Source organism: Blastococcus sp. SYSU DS0617, from assembly GCF_054051075.1.
This window is the reverse complement of the sequence record NZ_JBJHAO010000003.1, coordinates 57662-82636: the sequence shown is the minus strand read 5'-3', so window position 1 is coordinate 82636 and position 24975 is coordinate 57662. Positions and strand designations below refer to the sequence as shown.

Below are 24975 nucleotides of genomic sequence, written 5' to 3'. Positions count from 1 at the left end.
CTCCGGCCGGGGTCGGGGTCGGCCCCTGTCCCGACGTCGCGACCGGTGGTAGACCGGAACACCTCCCGAGGAGGACCGATGGGCGTGCCCGACGTGAGCCTGATCGACCGAGCGGCCGCGCTGGCCGACGAGTGCCGGCGGCCGGACCTGCAGGCCCGCCTGGCCACGGCGCGCCGGCGGGTGCAGAGCCCGAGCGTCCGGGTCCTCCTGGTCGGCGAGCCCAAGAAGGGCAAGAGCTCGCTGCTCAACGGGCTCGTCGGGGCACCGGTGTGCCCGGTCGGCGACGACGTGACCACGGTCGTGCCCACGGTGGTGGCCGGCGGCGCCGAGCCGCGGGCGGTCCTGGTGCATCCCCCGGCCGCGGAGGCCGGAGCCGCGGCCGGATCGCAGGAGCAGGCCGGCGTACGCGAACGCGTGCCGCTCTCCTCGCTGGCCACGCGGACGGTGCGCGCCGACGACGAGCGTCGTCCCCTGCGCATCGAGGTGACGCTCCCCCGGCGGATCCTCGAGGGAGGGCTCGAGCTGGTGGACACCCCCGGCCTGGGCGGCGTCGGCGCGGTGGCCTCGCTCGCGGCCCTGGACCTGGTGCCCGGCGCCGACGCCGTCATCGTCGTCACCGACGCCACCCAGGAGTTCACCGCCCCGGAGATGGCGTTCCTGGAGCAGGCCGCCGCCCTGTGCCCGAACGTGCTCTGCGCGGTGACCAAGACCGACGTGGCCACCGAGTGGCGCGCGATCGTCGAGCTGGACCGGCGCCATCTGGCCGACCGGGGCGTCGACGCGCCGATCTTCCCGGTCTCCTCGGCGCTGGCCCTGCTGGCGGCGCAGCACCGGGACGCCGAGCTGCACGAGGAGTCCGGGCTCGAGACCCTCGCGCGGTACCTGCGCGACCAGGTCGTCGCCCGGGCCGAGACGCTGGCGCAGCGATCGCTGGCGCACGACGTCTCCACGGTCACCCAGCACCTGCGGCTGTCGACCCGGAGCGAGCTGTCCGGCCTGGAGGGCCCCGCGGCCCAGGAGGCGGTGGTCCGCGAGCTGGAGGACGCCCGTGCCTCCGTGGACCAGCTGCGCCGGCGGTCCTCCCGCTGGCAGCAGCTGCTCAACGACGGCGTGACCGACCTGATGGCCGACATCGACTACGACCTGCGCGACCGGTCCCGGGTCGTCACCCGCGAGGCCGAGGAGGCCATCGACGCCGACGACCCCGGGGCCCTCTGGGCGGAGTTCGGCCGCTGGCTGGAGCAGCGGATCGAGATCGCCGTCGCCGACAGCTTCGTCTGGGCCGAGCAGCGGTCGGAGTACCTCGCCGAGCAGGTCATCGAGCAGTTCGCCCGCGACGGGGGGGCGGTGCTCCCGGAGCTGGCGATCGGCGACGCGGCCGACGTGCTCTCGAGCGTGGTCGCGCTGCCGGAGATCGACGACGGCTACCTGCACCTGCGCGAGCGGGTCCTCATCGGGGTCCGCGGCTCCTACACCGGCGTCCTCATGACCGGCCTGGCCACCAGCCTGGCCGGGATGGCGCTGATCAACCCCATCTCCCTCGCCGCCGGCGTGCTGCTGGGCCGCAAGGCCTACAACGACGACAAGGCGCAGCGGCTCCAGCGGCGCCAGTCGGAGGCGAAGACGGTGGTGCGCAGGCACGTGGACGAGGTGGTCTTCCAGGTGAGCAAGCACCTGAAGGACCGCCTGCGCCTGGTGCAGCGCACCCTGCGGGACCTCGTCACTGACACCGTGGACGAGATGACCGAGTCGCTCAACGACGCGGTCCGCGCCGCCCAGCGGTCGACCAAGGAGGCCGCCGGCGAGCGCACGGCCCGGGTGCGGGCCCTGAAGCAGCGGCTCGAGCGCCTCGACGCGCTCGCCGCGGAGGCGCGTCGCCTCGCCCCGCCGTCCCCGCCGCGTGGACGGCACGCGCCGGCGGCACCGGCGGCCCGTGGACCGCTGGCACCCGCCGGCGGGACCTCGTGAACGAGGGCTCCGGCGTCCGGGAGCTCCTCGACGCCGCTCTCGAGGTGTACCGGGAGCACCCGGACGTGGCCGCACGGCTGGCCGAGCACCGGGCCCGGCTGGACGAACCGGTCCGCATCGCCCTGGTCGGCCGGGTGAAAGCGGGCAAGTCCACCCTGCTCAACGCGCTCGTCGGGGCGCGGATCGCTCCCACCGACGCCGGCGAGTGCACCCGGCTGGTCACGGTGTACCGCCACGGCCAGGTACCCCGCGTGGCCGCGCGGACGGGGCAGGGGGACCGGAACCTGCCGGTGCGCCGCGTGGACGGCGGGCTGGTGCTGGACCTGGCGGGGACCGACGCCGAGGACGTGGACCACCTGCGGGTGGACTGGCCGACGCCCGGGCTGGCCGAGGCCACCCTCGTCGACACCCCGGGCATCGCCTCGCTGTCCACCGGCCTGAGCGCCCGCACCCGCGCCTTCCTCGAACCGCCGGACGGCCTCCCCGGTGCCGACGCCGTCCTGTTCCTCACCCGCCAGCTGCAGGCCGACGACGTCGAGGTGCTGCGCACCTTCCAGGCACGGACCGCCCGGGCCGGGCACGAGACCACCACGATCACGGTCCTGTCGCGGGCCGACGAGATCGGCTCGGCGAGCCTGGACGCCCTGGCGCAGGCCGGCGCGGTCGCCGAACGGATGGCGGCCGACCCGGCCGTGGCCGAGGTCAGCTCCACCGTCCTGCCGGTGGCAGGGCTGCTCGGGATGGCGGGACGGTCCCTGCGGCACGCCGACTTCGTCGCGCTGCGCAGCCTGTCCCGCACGCCGCCGGGCGACCTGCAGCCGGTCCTGCTGACGGCGGACCGGTTCTCCCGGCCGGAGGTCCCCGGAGAGGTGGCCCAGGGCATCCGGCGCTCCCTCCTGGAGCGCCTCGGGCTCTTCGGCGTCCGGCTCTCGATCGCCCTCCTGCGTGCCGGCATCGACTCCGCGGACGGGCTGGCGGACGAGCTCGTCCGGCGCAGCGGTCTCGAGGAGCTGCGCCGCCGGATGGCGGCCGAGTTCACCGCGCACGGGGCGCTGCTGCAGCAGGGCTCCGCGCTGGCGGTCGTCGAGTGGGCGCTGCGCTCGGCGCCGGCCGAGGGGGACGAGCGGCTGCGGTCGGACCTGGAACGGCTGCGGCTGGCCGAGCGCGACGTCGTGGAGCTCGCCGAGCTGCGCCGGCCAGGTGGCGGCATGGATGCGCTGCCCGAGGACCTCCGGGCGGAGGGTGCGCGACTGCTCGACACGCACGGCGGTTCGCCGGCCGACCGCCTGGGGCTCCCGGGGAGCAACACCCCGCCGGAGGCGCTGCGGGCCGCGGCCGCGGCCGCCCTCGACCGCTGGCAGGCGCAGGCGGAGGATCCCCTGGTCACCCGAGCGGTCCGGGATGCGGCGAGCGCCGTGGTGCGGTCCCTGGAGGCGGTGCTGGCCGAGCTCGAGGAGGAGGCCTCACTCGTCCCGGGCGCGCAACCAGCGGCCGGTTGACCGCCAGAACAGTGCCACCAGGGCCACCACGACCAGCGCGGCCTGCGCGACGAACGCGATGCGGTCCACGTCGGACCCGCCCGCCACGACGCTCTGCGCGATGTCGTCGGCGACGAGGACGAGCACGCCGGTCACGAGCAGCAGCCACCGGGCCCACGCGCGCCGACGGAGCACCACAGCGGTCCAGACGACGAGACCCAGGCTGAGGAACGCGACCGAGCCGAGCACGAGCCACGTCGTCGCCGTCACCCCGTCGGCGATCGTGTCCGCCGCGAGACCCGGGTCCGCCTCCGTGGCCTCCGCCGTGAGCTTCTCCCGGAGCGCGTCCCCGTCGGCGAGCGCGGCCAGCACGCCCACCCCGCCGGCGGCGGCGGCCAGGAACGACGAGGTGGCGGAGAGCCGGAGCGACCAGGGGCGTGGGGGAGGCGCGGATCGTCCGGGAGGCGTCAGCTGGGAGGTCACCCCCGGACGCGGGGGCGGGCCGGCCGCAGCCCGCGGCCGGGGCGGCGGGACCGCCGGTCGGAGGCCCGGCTGGTGCCGTGCCGGCGCCGGGTCCGGTTCGCTCTCCGGTGCGACCACGAACACCCTCCGTCGGACTCGACCAGACCGCAGCGTCGCACCAGCCTCCGGCGAGGGACACCCTCTCCGCTCGGCCTGCGAGCCTGCCGAGCACGTGTCGATGGCGGAGAGGCCGTGATCGCCTCCGCTCAGTGACCGGTGAACACCGGCGGCCGCTTGGCCAGGAACGCCTCGACCGCCTCGCGGTGGTCCGCCGCCTGTCCGGCGCGCGTCTGCAGCCGCGCCTCCAGTGCGAGCGTCTCCTCCAGCGAGTCGGTCGCCGCGGTCGCCAACACCGTCTTGATCGCCCGGTAGGCGACCGTCGGGCCGGCCGCCAGCCGTGCGGCCAGCGCCCACGCCTCGGACAGCACCTGCTCGGGCGGGACGACGCGGTGCACGAGGCCCCACTGCAGGGCGGTCTCGGACAGGAACGGCTCGGGCAGCAGGAGCAGTTCGGCGGCCCGGGCACCGCCGACGCAGTGCACCAGCCGCGACGCCACCCCGGAGTCGCTGGACAGCGCCACCCCGGCGAACGCCGTGGTGATCTTCGCGCCGGCTGCGGCCACCCGGAGGTCGCCGGTCAGCGCCAGGCCCAGGCCGGCGCCCGCGCAGGCGCCGTTCATGCCCACGACCAGCGGCACCCGCAGCCCGGAGAGCGCCAGGACCAGCGGGTTGTACTCCTCGACGAGCACCGGCAGCGGCTGGTCCGGGTCCTCCGCCGGCTCCGCCGCGGCTTCCCGCCGCGCGCGGGACTCGTTGAGGTCCTGCCCGACGCAGAACGCCCGGCCGGTGCCGGTGAGCAGCACCGCCCGCACGGAGTCGTCGACGGCGACGTCCTGGACGAGGCCGAGCAGTTCCCGTCGCGAGGCGGAGGACAGCCCGGGCCGCAGCATGGTCAGCGTGGCGACCCCGGCGGAGTCCTCCCGGGTCACGGTCTCGGGCATCGGCGTCCGCCTCTCTGGTGGTCGGGGCCGGCCGCCCCTCGGCGCCACCCTGCCACGGGCTGTGGGTCTCCCCGGGGCGCCGGGTCCCGAGCAGCCGCACGTGGTGGTCTCGCCGCGGACACGCACCGCAGTCGCCGCGCCGGGCGCGCGGAGGAGCGGGGGGCGTCACGCCCGTCGGCCGACAGCGGCACCCGGCCGCGGGACGACCATGGACCCCGCCTCCGATGTGTAGACCCGGCCGGGTCTGGACACCTCCGGGGGCGGGGAACGCCCAGACCTCCCCTGTGCACAGCCGGCGTGACGTTGACGAGGAGTGGCCCCCGTGGTCGAACCAGGACGACGGTGCCTGGGCGACCGCTACGAACTGCACCGGATGATCGCCGCCGGCGGGATGGGTCAGGTCTGGCGGGGTCTCGACCTCGCCCTGCACCGTCCGGTCGCGGTGAAGGTACTGCGCAGCGAGTACACCGGCGACCCCAGCTTCCTGGCCCGCTTCCGGGCCGAGGCCCAGCACGCGGCCTCCCTCAGCCATCCGCACGTGGCCGCGGTCTTCGACTACGGCGAGCAGACCGCGCAGGACGGGACCGGCGAGACGCTGGCCTACCTCGTGATGGAGCTGGTCGAGGGCGAGCCGCTCTCGGCCCTGCTGGCCCGCGAGGGCGCCCTGGGTACCGAGACCACGCTGCACCTGCTGCAGCAGACGGCCTTCGCCCTCGCCGAGGCGCACCGCTCGGGCCTCGTCCACCGGGACGTCAAGCCCGGCAACATCCTCGTGCGGGACGACGGCAGCGTGAAGATCACCGACTTCGGCATCGCCTGGTCGGCCCGCAGCGTCGCGCTCACCCGCACCGGCCAGGTCATCGGCACCCCCCAGTACCTCTCGCCCGAGCAGGCCGAGGGAAAGCTGGCGACCCCGGCCAGCGACGTCTACGCGCTGGGCCTGATCGGCTACGAGTGCCTCACCGGCCACCCGGCCTTCGACGGCGACAACGCGGTGACCATCGCGCTGAAGCAGGTGCAGCAGGAGCCGGAGCCGTTGCCCGGCCGGCTGCCTCCCGGCGTCCGGACGCTCATCACCCGGGCGCTGGTCAAGGACCCGGCCGCGCGCATCCCGGACGGCGCGGCCTTCGGTGCCGCCGTCGACGACCTCCTCGCCGGCCGCGAACCGGCCGCGGTGCCGGCACCGCCCACCCAGGACGTCACCGCCGTGGCGCTCCCGCCCGGCGGTGCCGCATCGCCGTCCCCCGGGTCCACGGTGCTCGGCCCGCCGGCGCCGCGCCGCGGGCGCCGGCTGGCGATGGTCCTGCTGCCGCTGCTGGCCCTGCTCGCCGGGGCCGGCATCGCGGCCGGTGTCCTGCAGGCCTTCTCCGCCGGGCCCCCCGCGTCCACGGCGGTGGCTGCCGAGGAGCGGGACAGCCGGAGCCTGGTGCTCTCCGAGGCCGATCACGTCGGCCGCCCGGTGGACGAGGTCGCCGACGAGCTGTCCGCGCTCGGGCTGGTGGTCGAGCTCAAGGCGGAGCCCACCGCCGCGGTCCCGCGGGACCGCGTCACCGGCCTGTCCCCCACCGGTCGGCAGCTGCGCGCCGGCGCCGTGGTCGTCGTCCGCTACGCCGTGCCGCTGCCGCGCCCCCGGCAGACCGCCGGCAGCGGATCCGGTCCGACGGGCGCTCCCGTGACGGACGCCGTCCCCCCGCCGGTCGCCCCGGCCGAGGAGGGCCCGGTCGTCGTCGCACCCGAGCCGCCCCCCCAGGCGGGCACGCCCTCCCCGTCGGCCCCGGCGCCCACGACGGAGCCCGTGACCCCGGCCGACCCCGCGCCGACGGAGAACGAGCCCGAGCCCGAGCCGGAGCCCGAGCCCGAGCCGGAGCCGGAGCCCGAGCCGGAGCCGGAGCCGGAGCCCGAACCCGAGCCGGAGCCCACGCCCCCCGCCTCGACGTCTCCCAAGGCCACGCCGACGACCACCGCCACGAGGTCCCCCAAGGCCACGCCGACGACCACCGCCACGAGCACCTCCCCGTCGTCGACTGTCCCTCGTCAGTAGGACCGCGGTCGCGGCCCCGGCGCGGGCCGGGTACGACGGAGGGACGACGGAACGGATGGTGAGGTCGGTGGCAGAGCCCGGACGGCGGCTCCTCGGTGGCCGCTACGAGCTGGGCACCCTGCTCGCCACCGGCGGCCAGGGGCAGGTGTGGCGCGCCCGCGACACGGTGCTGTCGCGGCCGGTCGCGGTGAAGGTGCTCCGCAGCGAGTTCACCGGCGACCCCACCTTCCTGGCCCGCTTCCGGGCCGAGGCCCAGCACGCCGCCCTGGTCACGCACCGGCACATCGCCGCCCTCTACGACTACGGGGAGCTCGAGGAGCCGGTCACCGGCGAGCGGCTGGCCTTCCTGGTCATGGAACTGGTCGACGGCGAGTCGCTGGCCGATCTGCTCGCGCGCGAGCAGCGGCTGGACGCGCCGCGCACCCTCGGCATCCTCCGGCAGGCCGCCGACGCCCTGGCCGCGGCGCACGCGGCCGGTCTGGTGCACCGCGACGTCAAGCCGGGCAACGTCCTCGTGGCCGCCGACGGCTCGGTGAAGCTCACCGACTTCGGCATCGCCGTGTCGGCCACGAGCGCGCCGCTGACCCAGACGGGCCAGGTCGTGGGCACCGCGCACTACCTGTCCCCCGAGCAGGCCGCCGGGGGCCGCGCCGGTCCGGGCAGCGACGTCTACGCCCTCGGCCTGGTCGGCTACGAGTGCCTGACCGGACGACGCGCCTTCGACGGCGAGAACTCGGTGCAGATCGCCCTGAGCCACTTGCGGGAGACCCCCGAGCCGCTGCCCGACGACGTCCCGGAGCAGGTGCGGGTGCTCGTCGGGCACGCCATCGCCCAGGACCCGGCCCGCCGGCTACCCGACGGCGCGGCGTTCCGGGACGCCATCGACGACGTGCTCGCGGGACGCCGGCTTCCGCCGCTGCCGCCCGACACCAGCCCGCTGCCGACCGGTCCGCTGACCGGTCGGGTCCGGCGGCGGGCGCGCGTGCTGGCACCGCTGGCCGCGCTCGTCGTCGGCGCCGGCATCGGCGTCGGGGCGCTCAGCCTGGCACTCGACCCCGCCGTGCCCCCGGCAGCGGGAGCGGGCGCGACCGACGCCGCGGACACCGTGCTGCTGGTCGCCGCCGAGTACCTGGGCCGGCCGGCCGCCGAGGTGGAGGCCGAGCTCGGTCGGCTGGGCCTGGGCGTGGAGCAGGTCGCCGACCCGACCGCCGACGACGTGGCCGGTGCCGTCACCGCGATCGGCCCCACCGGTGCGGTCGAGCGCGGAACCCTCGTCACGCTCGCCGTCGCCGTCGGCCGGCCGGACGTCCCCGCCGACGACGATCCCGTCCTCACGGACCTGGCCACGCCCGACCTCGCGACCGTCAGCGAACCGCCGGCACCGGCACCCGCACCCGGTTGGTCGCCCGACCCGGTCGTGGTGCCGCCTCCGGCCGCCGTCGGCGGGCCGGTGGACGAGGCGCCGGCCACGGAGCCGGCCCGGGCGCCGACGAGCACCGGCGGCAACGGCAATGGGAACGGGAAGGGGAACGGTCAGGGGCCCGGCGGACCACCCACGGGCGCGGGCAACAACAACGGCAACGGAGGCGGCAACGGAGCAGCCCGGGGGAACGCGGGCCGCGGCAACGGCTGACCGCTGCCCCGGGTCCGCCGGGCCGTCCGGGGGTCAGCCCTTCCGGGCCGGGCCCGTCCAGAGGGCAGCGCCCAGGCAGGCCAGCGCTGCGGTCAGCAGGAACCCACGGTCGCTGGCGACGACGGGCAGCACGACGAGCACCCAGAACGCGGCGAGCCCCACCAGCCCACCCGCGGCGATCCGCCAGGCGGTGCCCGCCCCGGGCCGCCGGCCGGCCGGGAGCAGCGAGGCGGAGCCCGCCAGACCCAGCGCCGTGCAGGCCGTGGCGAAGGCCGACCACAGCGGGATGTCCGACCAGAACGACTCGCCACCGAACCGCAGGCTCAGACCGAGCTCCAGCAGGGCCAGCGCCGCCACGACCAGTCCCAGCGCGAGCAGGGACGAGCGGTCGGCCGGCACCCGTTCGCTCGGCGCCTCGTCCGCGTTCCCGGGCATGGGCACCGGCCCGGTCGCGAGCGAGTCGGGCCAGGCCGCCGGGGCGCCGGGTGCGGACGACGTCGGCTCCGCCGCGGACGCCCCTGACCGCTCCGCCGTCGGCGCCGGTGGGTGGGGTCCCGGCCGGCCCGGGACGAAGGCCACCGGGCCGGTCGCCTGGCCGGTCGCCTGGACCGGCGCGGGGGTGGTCGCCCCGGGATGCGGCGGCAGCTGCGGCGCGGGAGCGGCCGGTGGCGCGACCGGGATCTCCTGCGTGCCCGGCGCCGACTGGCCCGAGGGCTCGGTGGGCCGAGGGTCGCTCGGGGACGTCACGGGACCCTCCTCCGCGTGGATCGGCCGGCCGCTCGGGCCTCGTCCCGGCACCGTATCCGGGTGGGAGCGGCGCGGGAGCCCGGGCACGCCGGGAGCCGCCGTCCTAGGGTCGGTCGGGTGAGCATCCGCGCCGGCATCGTCGTCACCGGGACCGAAGTCCTCACCGGCCGGGTCGCCGACGCCAACGGGCCCTGGCTGGCGGAGCGGCTGCGCGAGCTGGGCGTCGACGTCGGCCACGTGGTGGTCGTCGGCGACCGTCCCGCCGACCTGCGCGCCGCTCTCGGGTTCCTGACCGGCACCGGCGTCCCGCTGGTCGTCACCACCGGCGGCCTCGGCCCCACGGCCGACGACCTCACCGCCGACGTGGTGGCGGAGTTCCAGGGGCGCCCGCCGTCGGTCGACCCGGCGCTCGAGCAGCGCATCGCCGCCGTCGTGGAGCGGCTCATGGCGATGCGCGGCTGGCAGGCCGACCCCGCGTCCACCGCCGCCGGCGTCCGCAAGCAGGCGCGGGTCCCCGAGGGCGCGACCGTCCTGGAGCCGGTCGGCACCGCCCCGGGGCTCGTCGTCCCGCCGGGGCAGGAGGGTGCGGGGCCGGTCGTACTCGTCCTGCCGGGTCCACCGGGGGAGTTGCGCGGCATGTGGCCGGCCGCGGTGGCCAGCGCTCCCGTGGCCGCGCTGCTGACCGGCGCCCCCGAGCTGCGCCAGGAGACCGTCCGGATGTGGGGCACGCTCGAGGCGCAGCTGGCCGCCACCCTGCGGGACGCCGGGGACGACCTCGCCGGTCTGGAGATCACCACCTGCCTGCGCGAGGGGGAGCTGGAGATCGTCACCCGGTTCGCCCCGGACGCGCAGCAGGCCTACGACCGGCTGGTGGAGGTGCTCACCGAGCGGCACGGGAGCACCGTGTTCTCCACCGGGCCCGACCTGGACGCAGTGGTCGCCGATGCCCTGTCCGGCCGGGGTCTCACGGTCGCGACGGCCGAGTCCTGCACCGGTGGGCTGCTCGCCGGCCGGCTCAGCGCGCGCGCCGGGGCCTCGGGCTACCTGCTCGGCGGGGTGACGGCCTATGCGAACGGGGCCAAGCAGGCGCTGCTCGGCGTGCCGGCAGAACTGCTCGACCGGCACGGTGCGGTGAGCGCCGAGGTCGCCGCCGCCATGGCCGACGGCGCGCGGACCCGGTTCGGCGCGGACGTGGGGGTCGGCATCACCGGCGTCGCCGGTCCCGGCGGAGGAACCCCCGAGAAGCCGGTCGGCACGGTGCACGTGTGCGTCGCCGGGCCCGACGCCCGGCTGAGCCGGGCCCTGCGGCTGCGGGGCTCGCGGACGGCCGTGCGGGAACGCTCCGTCACGATGGCGCTGCACCTGATGCGCGAGCTGCTGCTCGGGGGCCCGCCGGCCTGAGGGCGCAGGTGTCCGGCGCGGCCGGCCGGGGCACCTCCCGGCGGTGACGACCCTGACCCTGCACGCGACCGGCACCGCCCTCCCCGCCGAGGTCTGGGAGCGGTACGCCGTCCCGGCCCGCTGGCCGGGGTGGTCGCCGCAGATCACCGGCGTGGAGCTCCCGGTGGACCGGCTGGCCCCCGGCGTCTCCGGTCGTGTCCTCGGCCCTCTGGGGCTGGCCGTGGACTTCACCGTGGAGGACGTCGACGAGGCCGCCCGGCGGTGGTCGTGGCGGGTGGCGCTCGGGCCGCTGCGCGTGCGGCTGCTGCACTGGGTCGCCGAGGGACCGGGCGGTGGGACGACGACCGGGCTGCGGCTCTCCGGGCCGGCTCCGCTCGTCCTGGCCTACGCCCCTGCCGCCCGCCTGGCCCTGGCCCGCCTCGTACGCGGCTGACCCGCTACCGGCGGGCGGATCGGGAGGCCGCGACCGCGTGCCCGGCTGGATTACCGTGCCGTCATGCCCGCCACCCACGAGGTCACCAACCAGGTCCCGCCGCTGATCGGGCACGATCCGATCGCGGGGGACGCGGCCCTCGCCGAGGCGTGCCTCCGGCACGCTGACCGGGCGACGCTGGACTCCCTCGCCGGCCTCGGCCGGCTGGCCGGCAGCGAGCAGGCGCAGGAGTGGGGCCGGCTGGCCAACGAGAACCCGCCCCGCCTCCGGACCCACGACCGCTACGGCCACCGGATCGACGAGGTCGAGTTCCACCCGGCCTGGCACGAGCTCATGCGGACGGCGGTGGGGAACGGCCTGGCCGGGACGCCCTGGCGGGCAGCCGCCGAGGGCGACGGGCACGCCCACGTGCGGCGGGCCGTCGGCTACGTCGGGTGGACGCAGGTCGAGATGGGCCACGGCTGCCCCACGACCATGACCTATGCCGTCGTCCCCGCCCTGCGCCGCACGCCGGCGCTGGCGGCCCGCTTCGAGCCGGGGCTGACGGCCACCGCGTACGAGTTCGGGCTCACCGAGCCGGCGGGCAAGCGCGGGCTGATCGCCGGCATGGGCATGACCGAGAAGCAGGGCGGGTCGGACGTCCGGGCCAACACCACGCGCGCCGTCCCGCAGCCCGACGGCACCTACCTGCTGACCGGGCACAAGTGGTTCACCTCCGCGCCGATGAGCGACCTGTTCCTCGTGCTCGCCCAGCTCGACGAGGGGGTGTCCTGCTTCCTGGTGCCGCGGGTGCTCCCCGACGGCACGCGCAACGTGTTCCACGTGCAACGTCTCAAGGACAAGCTCGGCGACCGGTCCAACGCCTCGAGCGAGGTCGAGTTCGACGGCACGACCGGCTGGCTGGTGGGCGATCCGGGCCGCGGGGTGCCCGCGATCATCGAGATGGTCAACATGACGCGGCTGGACTGCGTCCTGGGCTCGGCGGCCACGGTGCGGGCCGCTCTGACGCAGGCCGGCCATCACGCCCGGCACCGCGCGGCGTTCGGGGCGCTGCTCGCCGACCAGCCGCTCATGCAGAACGTGCTCGCCGACCTCGCGGTGGAGAGCGAGGCCGCGACGGCGCTGGGCATCCGGCTGGCCGCGGCCGTGGACGCCGGCGAGTCGGCATTCCTGCGGCTGGCGGGGGCCGCGGCCAAGTTCTGGGTCTGCAAGCGGACGCCGGGGGTGGTCGCCGAGGCCATGGAGGTGCTGGGCGGCAACGGCTACGTCGAGGACTCCGGCCTGCCGAGGCTCTACCGGCAGTCGCCGCTGAACTCGATCTGGGAGGGGTCGGGCAACGTCATCGCGCTGGACGTCCTGCGAGCCATGGGGCGCTCCTCGGAGTCGCTGGCCGCCGTCACCGCCGAGATCGAGCTCGCCCGCGGCGTGGATCCGCGGTTCGACGACGCGGTGAAGCGTCTCGCCGCCGAGCTCGGGAACCCGGACCAGCTGCCGCTGCGGGCCCGCCGGATCGCCGGTCTCCTCGCCCTGTGCCTGCAGGGCTCGCTGCTCCTCCGGCACGCGCCGGCGCCGGTCGCCGACGCCTTCTGCGCCTCCCGGCTGGGAGGCGACTGGGGAGCCGTGCTGGGCACTCTCCCGGCGTCCGTCGACGTGGCTTCGCTGGTCAGACGCTCGGCGGTCGGAACGCCCGACTGAGGGCCCCGGGGCAGTAGTCTCGGGGGGCCGGTGGACGTGCTTTCCTCAGCAAGGCGGAGACGATCCGGTGGAACGATCTCCGCGCACGCGGACGACCGAGGGCCAGCGGACGGGGAGCGGGGAGCGTGGCTGAAGACGACGGGTCGCGACCGGTCCGGCCGGACCTGGCCGCGGTCCCCGACGCCGTCTTCCGGCTGGACGGCGAGGGTCGCTTCACGTACGTGAACGCCGCCGCCGAACGGCTCCTGGAGCATCGCGCCGACGAGCTGCTCGGTCGCCGGGCGCGGGACGTGTTCCCGGCCGCGGTCAACACCTCCGCGGAGAAGCGCTACCAGCAGGTCCTGGCGGACGGCCGGACGCGCGAGTTCGACTACTTCTACGAGCCGCGGGGGCGCTGGTTCGAGATCCGGATCTTCGCCGACCCACCCGGCATCTCCGTGTTCTTCCGGGACGTGGACTCCCGCCACCGCGCGGACGCCGAGCGTGACGCGGAGCTGCGGCGGCTCACCTCCGTCCTCGAGGCGCTGCCGTCGGCGACGGTGCTGCTGGACCAGGACCAGCGCATCCTCACGGCGAACCGGGCGTGGACGGACATCCGGGCCGAGCCCGTGCTGTGGACCGATGTGGTGGGGAGCGACTACCTGGCCGCGATCCGGCCCGGGCTCGCTCCCGCCGACGTCGAGACGATCGCGGCCGGGATCCGCCGGGTGCTCGAGGCGCCGTCCGGGACCGTGCCGGCCACCTTCGAGCACGAGTACTCCCGGTCGACGCCGACCACGACCGGCTGGTTCCGGGTGCAGGCGGCCCGGGTGGAGCGGTCCCCCCGGCTCGTGGTCACCCACACCGACATCACCGAGCGGGTGCGCGGCGAGCAGGCCCTCGCCTGGCGGGCCCGGCACGACGACCTGACCGGACTGCCCAACCGCGGCACGCTGCTCGACCTGACGGCGGAGGCGCTCGCCGACGGACCGGGGGCCGACGGCGCAGGTGCCGCGCTGATCGTGCTCGACCTGGACGGTTTCAAGACCATCAACGACTCGCTGGGCCATGGGATCGGTGACCAGCTCCTGCGGCAGGTGGGTCATCGGCTGGCCGGTGCCCTGCGCCCCGGGGACGCGGTCGGCCGGCTGGGCAGCGACCAGTTCGTCGTCCTGGCCCACGGCTGCCACGCCTCGGACGCCGCCGACCTCGCCTTCCGGCTGCAGGGCACCTTCACCCGGCCCTTCCCTGCCTCCGGGATCTCCGTGCCCCTCTCGGCGAGCGTCGGCGTGGCGGTCGCCCAGCCCGAGGCGCGGGATCCCCACCAGCTGCTCAGCGATGCCGACGCGGCGATGTTCGCGGCCAAGAGCATGGGACGGGACCGCGTACGGCTGTTCTCGCCCGGGTTGCGGGAGGCGGCCCGCTGGCGGCTGGAGGTCGCCACCCGGCTCCGGGACGAGGCGATCGACCAGCTGGTCGTGTACTACCAACCCGTCGTCCGGCTGGACACCGGCGCGGTGGAGGGGGTGGAGGCCCTCGTCCGGTGGCAGCACCCCGAGCGCGGGCTCCTGGGTCCGGACACCTTCCTGGCCGTCGCCGAGGAGACCGGCCAGATCATCCCGATCACCCGGTGGCTGCTGCGGGAGACCACCCGGCGGGCCGCCGCGTGGGCGGCCGAGGGGCTGCCGCTGCGCATGTCGGTCAACATCAGCGCCCGGCACTTCTCGGCCGAGACCCTGGTCCGCGACGTCCGGCTGGCGCTGCGCGAGTCCGGGCTGGCGCCCGACCAGCTCGTCCTCGAGCTGACCGAGACGAGCATCGCGGAGGACCCGACCCGCGCCGAGGACCAGCTCTCCGTGCTGCGCCGCGCCGGCGTCCGCGTCGCCATCGACGACTTCGGCACCGGCTGGTCCTCGCTGGCCCAGCTGTTCTCCCTGCCCATCGGCACCCTGAAGATCGACCGCTCGCTGCTGATCGCCGCCGAGCAGGTCACCGGTGGCGAGGGTGGCGCCGTCCTCGCCGCGATCGTCGCGCTCACGCGGACGCTGGGCATCCGCTCGGTGGCCGAGGGCGTCGAGACCGTCGAGCACCTGCGGATGGTGCGCGAGGCGGGCTGCGACATGGTGCAGGGGTGGCTGCTCGGACACCCCATGCCGGGCGACGACCTGCCGGACTGGGTCCGCCGGGTGCACGAGGCGGGGGGCGACGCCTGCGCGATCGCGGCCGCGCGCACGCCGGTGCCCAGCGCTCCGTGAGCGTCCGCCGGATCACCCGCCGGGCGACGTCACCCGCCGGGCCACCGGCCGTCCGGACGTCCCCACCCCCACCGCCGACGACGGACCGGGCCCGGTCGGGGCAGACTGCTCCCGTGCTGGACAGCCCTGCCGCCCCCGCCCCCTCCGACGCCGTCCGGGAGTCGTCGCCCGCCGACGGCGCCGGCTCCGACGGGGGCCGCCCGCGGCCACCCCTGGACCTGCTCATCTGGGATGCCCCGAACATCGACATGACGCTGTCGACGGTCATCGGTGCCCGGCCCACGGCGGCGTCCCGCCCCCGCTTCGACGCCATCGCCGCCTGGTTCGTGGCCGCCGCCGGTGAGCCGGGTGGGAGCGGTCGGCCGGGCGATGACGCGCCGGAGGTGGAGGCGTGCGTCTTCGCCAACATCCCGCCGGTGCCGGGCACGCTGCAGCGCTGGGTGGAGGCGCTGCGCGGCTTCGGATACGCCGTCTTCGCCCGGCCCAAGACTTCTCCCGACGACGACATCGACCAGGACATGCTCGACCACATCGCGGTGCGCGCGCACAGCCACACGCTGCGCCGGCTGGTGGTCTTCTCCGGCGACGGCCGGAACTTCGCCGAGCCGCTGGAGGACCTGGTCCGCGCCGGCACCCGGGTGGTCGTCGTCGCGTTCAGCGAGGTGGCCGGCTATGCCATCAGCTCCGACCTGCTCGAGTTCATCGACATCGAGGACGTCCCCGGAGCCTTCGTCGAACCGCTGGACCGGGTGCGGCTGGACGCGCTGCCCGCCGACGGTGCGTGGCTGCGCCCGACGCGCAGCCTGCGCGACTTCGTCAGCTCCTACACGGCACGCCGCACCTGAGGCCTCGCGCCTGCGCATCGGCGGTTACCGTTCCCCACCGCGGGACCGGTCCGTGGGTTCTGCGGTGAGGAAACGGAGATTCGGATGACCAGCGTTCCCGGCGTCGACCACCCCGAGGAGCAGAGCGACGCCGACGTCACGCTGGCGGCGCAGGGGATCTCGGTCAACAGCCGGGTGGAGTTCGTCGGTGACGGCGTCATCGTCGTCCGCCCCTCGGCCGGCGAGTACGTGGACCAGTCCGTCGTCGTGCCCGGCGACTCGGTGGAGGTCTACTGGAAGGCGCCCGACACCCGGCGGGCGTTGCCGGCCGACGTCCTCGAGGTCGAGTCCGGCGCCGTCGTCCGCTGGCGGCTGCGGATCGCGGGTCCCTCCGAGGAGAGCCAGCGCCGCACGGCCGTCCGCGGCCGTGTCGTCCTTCCGGTGACGGCCGGTCACGGCGCGGTGGATCTCACCGGGGAGAGCGTCGACCTGAGCGAGAACGGCGTCAGGGCACAGTTCGAGGGCTTCGGCGTGCTGCCGGAGTCCGGCGCGTCCCTGGACCTGTGCGTCCTGCTCGAGGACGGCGAGCTGCGCACCAAGGCCGAGGTCGTCCGCGCCCAGGCCCGGGGCGCCCGGTGGATGATGTCCATCCGGTTCGTCGGCATCCAGGAGAAGGACCAGGACCGGGTGCGCCGGCGGGTGTTCCAGGCCCTGCGCGAGGAGCGCGCCAAGAGCATGGAGTGACGGTCTAGTCGCGCCGGAGTTCGCCGGAGCGGGGCTCGGGCAGGCGGTCGCGCTGCTGCTGGTCCGGCCCACCGGCGCGGCCGGAGGGCAGCCGGGCCCACACGTGCTTGCGGCCGGGTCGCCGCTCCCAGCCGTAGCTGGTGGACAGCTGGGTCACCAGGTGCAGCCCCATGCCCCCGAGCGCCGGGTCGCGGTCGAGGGCCGGCACGGGTGGCCGATCGGGGGCCTCGTCGCTGAGGTCGAGCAGCCAGCCCTCCGGACCGGCCACCACGAGGGCGCGGACGTCGCCGCCGCCGTGCCGCAGCGCGTTGGAGGCCAGCTCCTCGAAGACCAGGAGCAACCCGTCCCGGGCGTCCTCGGTGGACGCCGACGCCACGGAGGGGTGGGCGATCCGGGCACGCAGGTCCGACCGCACGCGGGAGACGACGTGCATCGCCTCCAGCTGCCAGTGCCAGACGTCGCCGGGGACGGAGGGGACGTGGGCACAGGGCCACGCGTCCCGGGCCGGCTCGTCGGCCATCGATTCTCCCTCGCGGTCTGCTTCGCAGGGTGGGCCGGGGTGGTCCACGGCCGCGCCCCATCCTGACCGATCGGGCCGCGGTACGCGAAGGGGGGCGTCGGTACGGGCGTCGGCCGGGCACAATGCACGACGTGGACGACCTCCTGCGGGACCTCAGCCGGGTGGTGCTGGCCGACCGCGCGCTCGACGAGGTCCTCACCGACATCACGGCGATCGCGGCGCGGGGGGTTCCGGGCGCCGAGTCGGTGTCCACGACGCTGCTGCGCGACGACAAGGCCTTCACCGCCGCGTACTCCGGCGACATGGCCCTGGGGGCCGACGAGCTGCAGTACGCCGAGGGCTACGGCCCCTGCATGGACGCCGGCCGCGGCGGTGTCGTGCTGCGGATCGACGACACGCACACCGAGGAGCGCTGGCCCACGTACGTCCGGCGGGTGAGCGAGCAGGGGGTGCGCAGCTCGCTGTCGGTGCCGCTGCCCTACCAGGGCGCTTTCATCGGGGCCCTCAACATGTACTCCTCGCGGCCCGAGGCCTTCGTCTCGGCGGAGTCGTTGAGCGCGGGGCGCGACGTCGCCGAGGCGATCGCGGTGGCAGTGGTCAACGCGACCGCCCACTACCGGGTGACCGAGCAGGCACGCAACCTGCAGCTCGCCATGGAGTCCCGAGCGGTCATCGAGCAGGCCAAGGGCGTCCTGATGGCACAGCGCCGGGTGGACGCGGACGCGGCGTTCGAGATCCTCCGCGACGCCTCGCAGCGCTACAACCGCAAGCTGCGCGACATCGCGGTCGGCATCGTGGAGTCCACGCAGGAGTCCACGCAGGAGGACTAGTCCGGCGGCGACATGCCGTCCAGGCGGGCCAGCCGGGACACCAGGAACTCCAGCGCCGCGTCGCTGTCGACGTCCTCCGCCACCTCCACCGCCGTCGGCGCCGCCGAGACCGTCCGGCGGTCGACCAGCGTCTGGCCGCGGCCGGCACCGAGGCTCGTGTCGACGACGACGTCCCGGCGCACCGTCTCCAGCGAGCCCGGGGCGATCGCCTCGGTGAGCGCCAGTGCGTCGTGCACGACGACCCCGGGGACGCCGTAGGCGTCGCGGGCGTGGTCCAGGTACTGCTGCAGGATCGCCGCGGCGGTCGCGCCGATCGGGCCCGCGGCGGCGAACCGCGTGATGCCCTTCTCGGACAGCACCGTGGGCAGCGTGACGTCCAGCCCGACCATGACCGTCGGGATCGACGAGCCGAACACCGCGGCGGCTGCCTCCGGGTCGGACCAGATGTTGAACTCCGCCGCGGCGGTGACGTTGCCGCCGCGCGTCGCCGAGCCCCCCATGACGACCAGCCGGTCGATGCGGGCGGCCGCCTCGGGGTAGACGGCGAGCAGCAGCGCGATGTTGGTCAGCGGACCGATCGGCGCGACGGTGACCGGGTCGGGCGAGCTCATGAGCAGCTCGGCCAGGGCGACGACCGCCGGGCGCGGGTCCAGCCGGGCGGGCGACGGCGGGAGCTGCACGCCCCCCAGCCCCTCGGCGCCGTGCACGTGACCGGCCCGCCGAGGCTGCGGGTGGATCAGCGAGGCCTGGGCCCCGGCGGCGACCGGGACGTCCGAGCGGCCGGCCAGGTGCAGCACCCGGAGCGCGTTCTCCGTGGTCAGGGCGAGGTCGACGTTCCCGTGCACGGTGGTGACCAGCCGCAGGTCCACCTCGGGGCTGGCCAGCGCCAGCAGGATCGCCAGTGCGTCGTCGATGCCGGGGTCGGTGTCGATCACCAGGGGGATGCGCGGAGCCACCGCTGCATCCTCGCAGCGGGCGCGCGCCGCTCAGGACGCGGTCGGGGTCCGGTCGTCGTCGGCGGCAGCCGGGACGGCCGTGCTCCGCCACCACGGCGCCTGGGCCAGCAGGTACAGCACCGCGCCGACGGCGAGGAGGATGCCGGCGCGGAACCAGATGCCGGCCTCCTGCTGCCAGAGCAGCAGCAGGCAGGACCCGATGGCCAGCAACGGGACGACGGGCCACACGCGGAAGTGGTCGGCCTCGATGCGGTCGTTCCGCAGCACCAGGACGGCGATGTTGGTGCTCAGGAAGACGACGAGCAGGAGCAGGACGACGGTGTTGGCGAGATCGCCCAGGTCGCCGGTGAGCGTCAGGGCGATCGCCACGAGGGTGGTGACGACGATCGCCACCCACGGCGTGCGGCGCTGGGGCAGCACCCGGGCCAGCGGGCGGGGGAGGAGGCCCTGCTCGGCCATGCCGAACACCAGCCGGCTGGCCATGATCATGGTCAGCAGGGCTCCGTTGGCCACGGCGATGAGCGCGACGGCGCTGAAGAGCCGATCCGGTACGCCGACGTCGGCGGCCCGGACGACCTCGAGCAGCGGTCCCGTGGAGCCGGCGAGATCGTCGGGCGCCAGGACGGTCGTGGCGGCCAGCCCCACCAGCAGGTAGACCACGCCCGCGACCAGCAGCGCGCCGAAGAGCGCGCGGGGATAGACCCGGCGGACGTCGCGGACCTCCTCGGCCACGTTCGCGGAGACCTCGAAGCCCACGAAGGAGTAGTAGGCGAGCAGCGCGGCGGCCAGCACGCCGGAGGTGACCGACACGCCCTCGGGGAACTCGGTCACCCGGCCGATCTCGCCGTCCCCGCGGCCGAGCACCAGTGCCCCCAGGACGACCACGAGGACGAGCCCGGAGACCTCGATGACGGTCATCACCACGTTGGCCTGCACCGACTCCTTGATGCCGCGGGCGTTCAGCAGCGCCACGAGCACCAGGAAGGCGATCGCGGCGGGCACGGCCGGCACGTCGAGGAAGACGCCGAGGTAGTCGCCACCGAAGGCCAGCGACAGGCCGGCGGCGCTGGTGACGCCGGCGGCGAGCATGCAGTAGCCGACCAGGAACGAGATCAGCGGGCTGCGGAACGCGCGCTGCGCGAACACGGCGGAGCCGCCGGCCCGGGGGTACTTGGTCACCAGCTCCGCGTAGGACGCCGCGGTGAGCATGGCGAGGACGAGGGCGACCAGCATCGGCAGCCACACGGCCCCCCCGACCTCGCCGGCGATCTCACCGACCAGCGCGTACACCCCGGCGCCCAGGACGTCGCCCAGGATGAAGAGGAAGAGCAGCCGGCCGGTGACCGACCGCTTGAGGCGCGTGTCCCCGCCGCTGTCGTCCCGGGACCCGGTGGCTGTCGCGCCCTGCTCGTGATCTCGCACCCGCAGAGTCTCGGAGCGGGTCGCCCCCCTGGCAATTCGACGGAGGCCCGACCGGGTGATCCGGCCGCCGCCGGGCCCGCGACACGCGGGCGCACCGCCCGCGGGGAGGGGACGACCGACCGGGGAGTGCCGCATTTCCACGCTCGTCCGACGCCTTTTGTCGACAAGGAAATGGGCTGGAGAAGGGGTCGCCGGCCGCTCCGGAATGGTCGGGCAACGGTTCGGTCACGCGCGCCGGAGAAGGTGTCCGGAATGGCCGTCGCAACCGCCCCGACTACCTACCTTTCTCCTTGTCCGCGACACCTTCCCCGGTCGCGGACGACGACCTGGAGGCGAGATGAGCAGCAGCGAGGCGACCGTGATCACGCCCGCACGCAGGAGCGTCTCCGCAGCCGCGCCGGGCGTCGGCCTCGCCGGCCTGATCGACGTGCTGGACCGGGCCGACGGCGCAGCCGTCCCGCAGCGCAGCCGCCCGGTCCACACCGGCGCGCTCCGCTCCTCGGCGCGGGCCGTACCGCTCCGGTCGGTGCCGATGGCGCCGCCGGCCCGCACCCCGGCCGTCGCCGGAACGCGGGGACCGACCGTCACCGTCGTGGCGGACCGCGAGCGCCGCCCGCTCACCGGCCTGCGCGACCTCACGCGCCGCGTCGCCCTCTGGGGCGCCGGCGCGCAGGGCGAGTACCTCGCCTGGCGCACGCCGGAGCCCGCACCGGGGCTGCCGCTGCGCCCGCGCCTGCGGGCGCTCACCCGGCGCATCGCCCTGTGGGGAGCCGGTCCCCGCGGGGAGTACCTCGCCTGGGGTGGTCCCGCCCCGGCCCTGACGCCGACCCCGGGCCCGCAGCAGGTCGATCCACCCGTCGTCCTGCGCGAGCTGCCCAGCACCCCCACGATCCGGCCCGCGGCGTCTTCCCCCGCCGTGGCGCTGATTCCCGCACCGACGGTGCCGGCCCCCCGCCCGGGGCCGACCGTCCTGCGGGAGGCCGCGACCGCCCCGGTCGCGGCAGCACGGCCTCCGAGGCCGGCGCGGTCCGTGCCGGCGGCAGGGCCCGACCCGGCAGGGCCCGTCCGTGCCGTCTGGACGCCGCCGCCTCCCGGCTGGCCGCAGCCCCCGGCGTGGCACACCCGGCGGCGGGGAACCGCCCCGGTGGCCCGCACGACGGTGATCCCTCCGCTGCCGGCGGGCCCCCGCCGGACCGTGCCCACGGCCCGGGCGGCCTCCGCCGGAGCGCGCGCCGGCCCGGCCCGGGCGCGGGGGGACCCGGCGTCCTCGGCCTCCCCGCCCGCGGCGTTCGCCGCGTCCGGCTGATCCTCCCGCGCGACCACGGCGATCCAGCCGTGAGCGCCGTCCGCTCCACCCGAGCACGCCGCGACGGTCCCCCTCATGGCGGGGACGCCGAACCGCGCCTCGGTCGTCCGAGTGCGACCCTCCGGGCCGACCTCGGCACCCACCTGGCCCACCCCGACGGTGCCCCTCCGGGCGCCGGCAGGCAGCTCCGCTCGACGACACCCGCCTCGCCCTCCCGCCGACTGCAGCACGCAGCGTGCGGCCCCTCCCGAGAGGCGTGGTCCGCGAGCGGCGCCGACTGCCGGGAACCCGGACCCGCCGGAGTGAGAACAACAGGCCTGCCGGTACCCGGTGCGACACGACGCCCCTCGTGACCACCACCGGGTCTCTGACCGACAGCACCTGGCCGGCTGGACGCCGATGCAGCCCGCGACGGCGGACGCACCACGACCGGCGCGATCCCGGAAGCGGCCCACCCCGGGCGTTGCGAGCGCCGGACGGTGGTCCACGGCCCCCGGGCCCGTGGCCGCGCGATGGGCGAGCATCCCTCGCCCGCACCACCCCGCCGCGCCCGGTGCCCGCTCCCCGCCCCGACCGGCCACCAGGGAGAATGACCGGGCGGACCGCTCCGGTTCCGCGGGGGACCGGCCGGAAGGGGGCGACGCGTGACCTCCGACGAACGCTCCTCCGTGGATCCCGTCACCGACGACCGGGTGGCGGCCGTGGCCCGCCTCGAGGCGACGGCGGTGGGTGCACCGGCTCTGCAGCGGCTCACCGCGGTGGCCGTGCAGCTGCTGGGCGCCGACGCGGCCCAGGTCTCCCTGTTCGGCGTCGACGAGCTGGTGCTCGGCGGCACGGGGCTCCCGCAGGGCACCGTCGGCATCCGGGTGCCCCTCGAGGAGTCACTGTGCGCCGTCACCGCCGCGGCCGCACCGCACCCGGTCGTGGCCCCCGACGCGCGCCTGGACCACCGCCTGGCCGGCCTGCCACCGGTGGTCGGTGGCGACGTCGCCAGCTACCTGGGCCTCCCGCTCGCGGTGTTCGACGGGCAGGTGGTCGGGGCGCTGTCGGCCTTCGGCCGCGAGCCGCGGGCCTGGTCCGACGCCGACGTCGCCCTGCTCCGCCAGCTCGGGGACTCGGTCGCGGTCGAGCTGCAGCTGGCTGCCCAGGTGCGCGAGCTGGAGTCCAGCCGGCTGGCCTTCGAGCTGGCCATCGACGCGGCGGGGATCGGCAGCTTCGACTGGGACCTCGCCACCGGCCGCCTCGTGTGGGACGACCGCCTCACGGAGCTGATGGGCTTCGAGCGCGGTGGCTTCGACGAGACGATCGAATCCTTCGCCGCCCGCTGCCACCCCGATGACCGGGCGCGCACGATCGAGGCGTTGCAGCACGCGATCGACACGGTGGGGGAGTACGACGCCGAGTTCCGCGTGGTCCTGCCGTCGGGCGACACACGCTGGATCCAGGGGCGGGGCCGGGCCCTGGCCGACGACACCGGCGTCGCCGTCCGCCTGGTCGGCGCCGGGTACGACACGACCGCCCAGCGGCAGGCCGACGCGCGCGTCGCCCGCGTCATGGAGTCGGTCAAGTCCGCCTTCTTCACCCTGGACCGGGAGTGGCGGTTCACCTACCTGAACGCCGAGGGCGAGCGGGTGCTGCAGACCGCCCGGGACGACGTCCTCGGCCGGGTGGTCTGGGACGCCTTCCCGGACGCCGCGGAGGCCGAGTTCGGCATCCGCTACCGCGCGGCGATGGCGACCGGTCGCGAGCAGATCTTCGAGGCCTACTACCCGGCGCCCCTGGACTCCTGGTTCGAGGTCCGTGCGTGGCCCGGACCCGACGGGCTCTCGGTGTCCTTCATCGACGTGACCGAGCGCCGCGCGGCGGAGGAACGGGCACAGCGGAGCGCGGCACGACTGCGGCTGGTCGCGGACACCACGGCTGCGATGGCCGAGCGGCTGGCCGGCGGAGCCGGTGAGGCGGAGGCGCTGCAGCAGGTCGCCGAGGCGCTCGTCCCGGAGAGCGGCGACTGGGTGATCGCCAGTCTGGTGGACGAGGACGGGCGGATGCGTGACGTCGCCACCACGCACCGCGACCCCGGGTCGGTCGCCCTGGTGGAGCAGTACGCGGCGCTGCGCCTGGCCGCCCTCCCCCCGGAGGCCCCGATCCTGCGGGCGCTGGCCTCCGGGCTGCTGCGGGAGGTGCCGGACGTCATGGACGCCGTCGGCCGTCTGCTCCCGCCCGGAGAGGCCCGGGACACCCTGCGGGCGCTGGCCCCGCAGTCGGCCGTCACGCTGCCCATGGTGGCCCGGGGGCGCACCCTCGGCGCGCTCAGCATCTACCGGTCGGCCGACCGGGAGCGGGCCGACGCGCAGGACGTCGCCACGCTGCTCGACGTCGCCGACCGCGTCGCCCTGGCGCTGGACAACTCGCGCCTCTACGAGCAGCAGCGCCGGCTGGCCGAGGGGCTCCAGCGGAGCATGCTCACCGAGCCGCCGGAGCCCGACCACGCCGAGATCGTGGTGCGCTACCTCCCGGCCGTCGAGGCCGCCGAGGTGGGCGGGGACTGGTACGACGCCTTCCTCCAGCCGAACGGCGCCACGATGCTGGTCATCGGCGACGTCGTCGGCCACGACACCGCGGCCGCGGCCGCCATGGGTCAGCTGCGCGGCATGCTGCGTGGCATCGGCTACCGCGACGGCATCGGCCCGGCCGCCGTCCTGGCCGACCTCGACGCCGCCATCGAGGGCCTCGGCATGGGGACGATGGCCACCGCCGCGATCGCCCGGGTGGAGCAGACCCCCGAGGAGCGGGCGCAGGGGCTCAGCCGGCTGCGTTGGTCCAACGCGGGACACCCACCGCCGCTGCTCCTCCACGTGGACGGCCGGATCGAGGAGCTCGCCACCGAGCGGGCCGAGCTGATGCTCGGGGTCGACACGACCGCCCGGCGCACGGAAACGGTGGTCACCGTCCGGCGCGGGGCCACCCTGCTGCTCTACACCGACGGTCTGGTCGAGGGGCGGGACCTGCCGCTGGACGAGGGCATCGCCCGGCTGCGCGAGGCGCTCGCCGAGCTGGCCGCCCGCCCGCTCGGCGAGCTGTGCGACGAGGTGATCGAGCGCCTGCGGCCCGAGGGACTGCAGGACGACGTCGCGCTCGTCGCGCTCCGGTTGCACCCGGAGGACCGGCCACGCCCGCGCGAGGCGGGCCCGGAGAAGCTGCCGCCGCGTCGCGCCTGACC

The 24975-nt window shown here is 75.9% G+C and carries 19 protein-coding genes; 13 read left to right on the top strand and 6 right to left on the bottom strand.

The features are described from left to right. Positions 1-78: 78 nt before the first annotated feature. Positions 79-1968: a dynamin family protein gene (locus ACI793_RS05000; RefSeq protein ID WP_456605269.1), complete on the top strand. Its 1890-nt coding sequence runs from the start codon at positions 79-81 to the stop codon at positions 1966-1968. Continuing rightward, positions 1965-3467, top strand: a complete 1503-nt coding sequence (locus tag ACI793_RS04995; RefSeq protein WP_456605268.1) for a dynamin family protein — start codon at positions 1965-1967, stop codon at positions 3465-3467. The genes ACI793_RS05000 and ACI793_RS04995 overlap by 4 nt, the downstream gene beginning before the upstream one ends. Here the strand turns inward: ACI793_RS04995 and ACI793_RS04990 are convergent. Next, a complete protein-coding gene (locus ACI793_RS04990) occupies positions 3432-3929 on the bottom strand; it encodes a hypothetical protein (protein ID WP_456605267.1) in 498 nt (165 codons plus the stop codon). The genes ACI793_RS04995 and ACI793_RS04990 overlap by 36 nt on opposite strands. A 245-nt stretch (positions 3930-4174) precedes the next feature. After that, the gene (locus ACI793_RS04985) at positions 4175-4969 is read right to left on the bottom strand and encodes an enoyl-CoA hydratase-related protein (RefSeq protein ID WP_456605266.1); all 795 of its coding nucleotides are present in this window, start codon (positions 4967-4969) and stop codon (positions 4175-4177) included. Between the two features lie 322 nt (positions 4970-5291). Here ACI793_RS04985 and ACI793_RS04980 point away from each other — a divergent pair, with 322 nt between their 5' ends. Together ACI793_RS04980 and ACI793_RS04975 are read left to right on the top strand one after the other, a co-directional pair. Continuing rightward, positions 5292-7010: a protein kinase domain-containing protein gene (locus ACI793_RS04980; RefSeq protein ID WP_456605265.1), complete on the top strand. Its 1719-nt coding sequence runs from the start codon at positions 5292-5294 to the stop codon at positions 7008-7010. 67 nt (positions 7011-7077) lie between these two features. Beyond that, a complete protein-coding gene (locus tag ACI793_RS04975; RefSeq protein WP_456605264.1) occupies positions 7078-8643 on the top strand; it encodes a protein kinase domain-containing protein in 1566 nt (521 codons plus the stop codon). 33 nt (positions 8644-8676) lie between these two features. Here the strand turns inward: ACI793_RS04975 and ACI793_RS04970 are convergent, their stop codons facing one another. Beyond that, positions 8677-9390: a hypothetical protein gene (locus ACI793_RS04970; protein ID WP_456605263.1), complete on the bottom strand. Its 714-nt coding sequence runs from the start codon at positions 9388-9390 to the stop codon at positions 8677-8679. A 117-nt stretch (positions 9391-9507) separates the two neighbouring features. Here ACI793_RS04970 and ACI793_RS04965 point away from each other — a divergent pair, with 117 nt between their 5' ends. The 6 genes from ACI793_RS04965 to ACI793_RS04940 all read left to right on the top strand — a co-directional run bounded on the left by ACI793_RS04965 (position 9508) and on the right by ACI793_RS04940 (position 16721). Next, the gene (locus ACI793_RS04965; RefSeq protein WP_456605262.1) at positions 9508-10791 is read left to right on the top strand and encodes a competence/damage-inducible protein A; all 1284 of its coding nucleotides are present in this window, start codon (positions 9508-9510) and stop codon (positions 10789-10791) included. Positions 10792-10834: 43 nt separating this feature from the next. After that, the gene (locus ACI793_RS04960; RefSeq protein WP_456605261.1) at positions 10835-11224 is read left to right on the top strand and encodes an SRPBCC family protein; all 390 of its coding nucleotides are present in this window, start codon (positions 10835-10837) and stop codon (positions 11222-11224) included. A gap of 63 nt (positions 11225-11287) precedes the next feature. Beyond that, complete coding sequence (locus ACI793_RS04955; RefSeq protein ID WP_456605260.1) at positions 11288-12919, top strand: acyl-CoA dehydrogenase family protein; 1632 nt, start codon at positions 11288-11290, stop codon at positions 12917-12919. A 125-nt stretch (positions 12920-13044) separates the two neighbouring features. Then, positions 13045-15153 carry a putative bifunctional diguanylate cyclase/phosphodiesterase gene (locus ACI793_RS04950; protein ID WP_456605259.1) on the top strand — a complete coding sequence of 703 codons (2109 nt, stop codon included), beginning with the start codon at positions 13045-13047 and terminating at the stop codon, positions 15151-15153. Positions 15154-15266: 113 nt separating this feature from the next. After that, positions 15267-15998, top strand: a complete 732-nt coding sequence (locus ACI793_RS04945) for an NYN domain-containing protein (RefSeq protein ID WP_456605258.1) — start codon at positions 15267-15269, stop codon at positions 15996-15998. Positions 15999-16082: 84 nt separating this feature from the next. Beyond that, on the top strand, positions 16083-16721 hold the full coding sequence (locus ACI793_RS04940) for a PilZ domain-containing protein (protein WP_456605257.1): 639 nt from the start codon (positions 16083-16085) through the stop codon (positions 16719-16721). Positions 16722-16725: 4 nt separating this feature from the next. Here ACI793_RS04940 and ACI793_RS04935 read toward each other — a convergent pair whose 3' ends face one another. Then, positions 16726-17241: an ATP-binding protein gene (locus tag ACI793_RS04935; protein ID WP_456605256.1), complete on the bottom strand. Its 516-nt coding sequence runs from the start codon at positions 17239-17241 to the stop codon at positions 16726-16728. Positions 17242-17363: 122 nt separating this feature from the next. Between ACI793_RS04935 and ACI793_RS04930 the strand changes: the two genes are divergently transcribed. After that, the gene (locus ACI793_RS04930; RefSeq protein WP_456605255.1) at positions 17364-18071 is read left to right on the top strand and encodes a GAF and ANTAR domain-containing protein; all 708 of its coding nucleotides are present in this window, start codon (positions 17364-17366) and stop codon (positions 18069-18071) included. On the opposite strand, the gene ACI793_RS04925 is transcribed toward ACI793_RS04930, so the two are convergent. Both ACI793_RS04925 and ACI793_RS04920 read right to left on the bottom strand, forming a co-directional pair. Then, complete coding sequence (locus ACI793_RS04925; protein ID WP_456605254.1) at positions 18068-19027, bottom strand: nucleoside hydrolase; 960 nt, start codon at positions 19025-19027, stop codon at positions 18068-18070. The two genes, ACI793_RS04930 and ACI793_RS04925, sit on opposite strands and share 4 nt — an antisense overlap. 30 nt (positions 19028-19057) lie before the next feature. After that, positions 19058-20449, bottom strand: a complete 1392-nt coding sequence (locus tag ACI793_RS04920; protein WP_456605253.1) for an APC family permease — start codon at positions 20447-20449, stop codon at positions 19058-19060. A gap of 337 nt (positions 20450-20786) precedes the next feature. On the opposite strand from ACI793_RS04920, the gene ACI793_RS04915 reads away from it, so the two are divergent. Continuing rightward, positions 20787-21755 (top strand): hypothetical protein, encoded by a 969-nt coding sequence (locus tag ACI793_RS04915; RefSeq protein WP_456605252.1) that lies wholly within the window; start codon positions 20787-20789, stop codon positions 21753-21755. Positions 21756-22399: 644 nt separating this feature from the next. Next, the gene (locus tag ACI793_RS04910) at positions 22400-24973 is read left to right on the top strand and encodes a SpoIIE family protein phosphatase (RefSeq protein ID WP_456605251.1); all 2574 of its coding nucleotides are present in this window, start codon (positions 22400-22402) and stop codon (positions 24971-24973) included. The last annotated feature ends 2 nt before the right edge of the window (positions 24974-24975 follow it).

Bases quoted from the DNA above. Each gene is read 5' to 3' on its own strand.
- ACI793_RS05000 (WP_456605269.1), top strand. From the start codon at position 79: ATGGGCGTGCCCGACGTGAGCCTGATCGACCGAGCGGCCGCGCTGGCC.
- ACI793_RS04985 (WP_456605266.1), bottom strand. From the start codon at position 4,969: ATGCCCGAGACCGTGACCCGGGAGGACTCCGCCGGGGTCGCCACGCTG.
- ACI793_RS04955 (WP_456605260.1), top strand. From the start codon at position 11,288: ATGCCCGCCACCCACGAGGTCACCAACCAGGTCCCGCCGCTGATCGGG.
- ACI793_RS04940 (WP_456605257.1), top strand. From the start codon at position 16,083: ATGACCAGCGTTCCCGGCGTCGACCACCCCGAGGAGCAGAGCGACGCC.
- ACI793_RS04935 (WP_456605256.1), bottom strand. From the start codon at position 17,241: ATGGCCGACGAGCCGGCCCGGGACGCGTGGCCCTGTGCCCACGTCCCC.
- ACI793_RS04930 (WP_456605255.1), top strand. From the start codon at position 17,364: ATGCACGACGTGGACGACCTCCTGCGGGACCTCAGCCGGGTGGTGCTG.
- ACI793_RS04915 (WP_456605252.1), top strand. From the start codon at position 20,787: ATGAGCAGCAGCGAGGCGACCGTGATCACGCCCGCACGCAGGAGCGTC.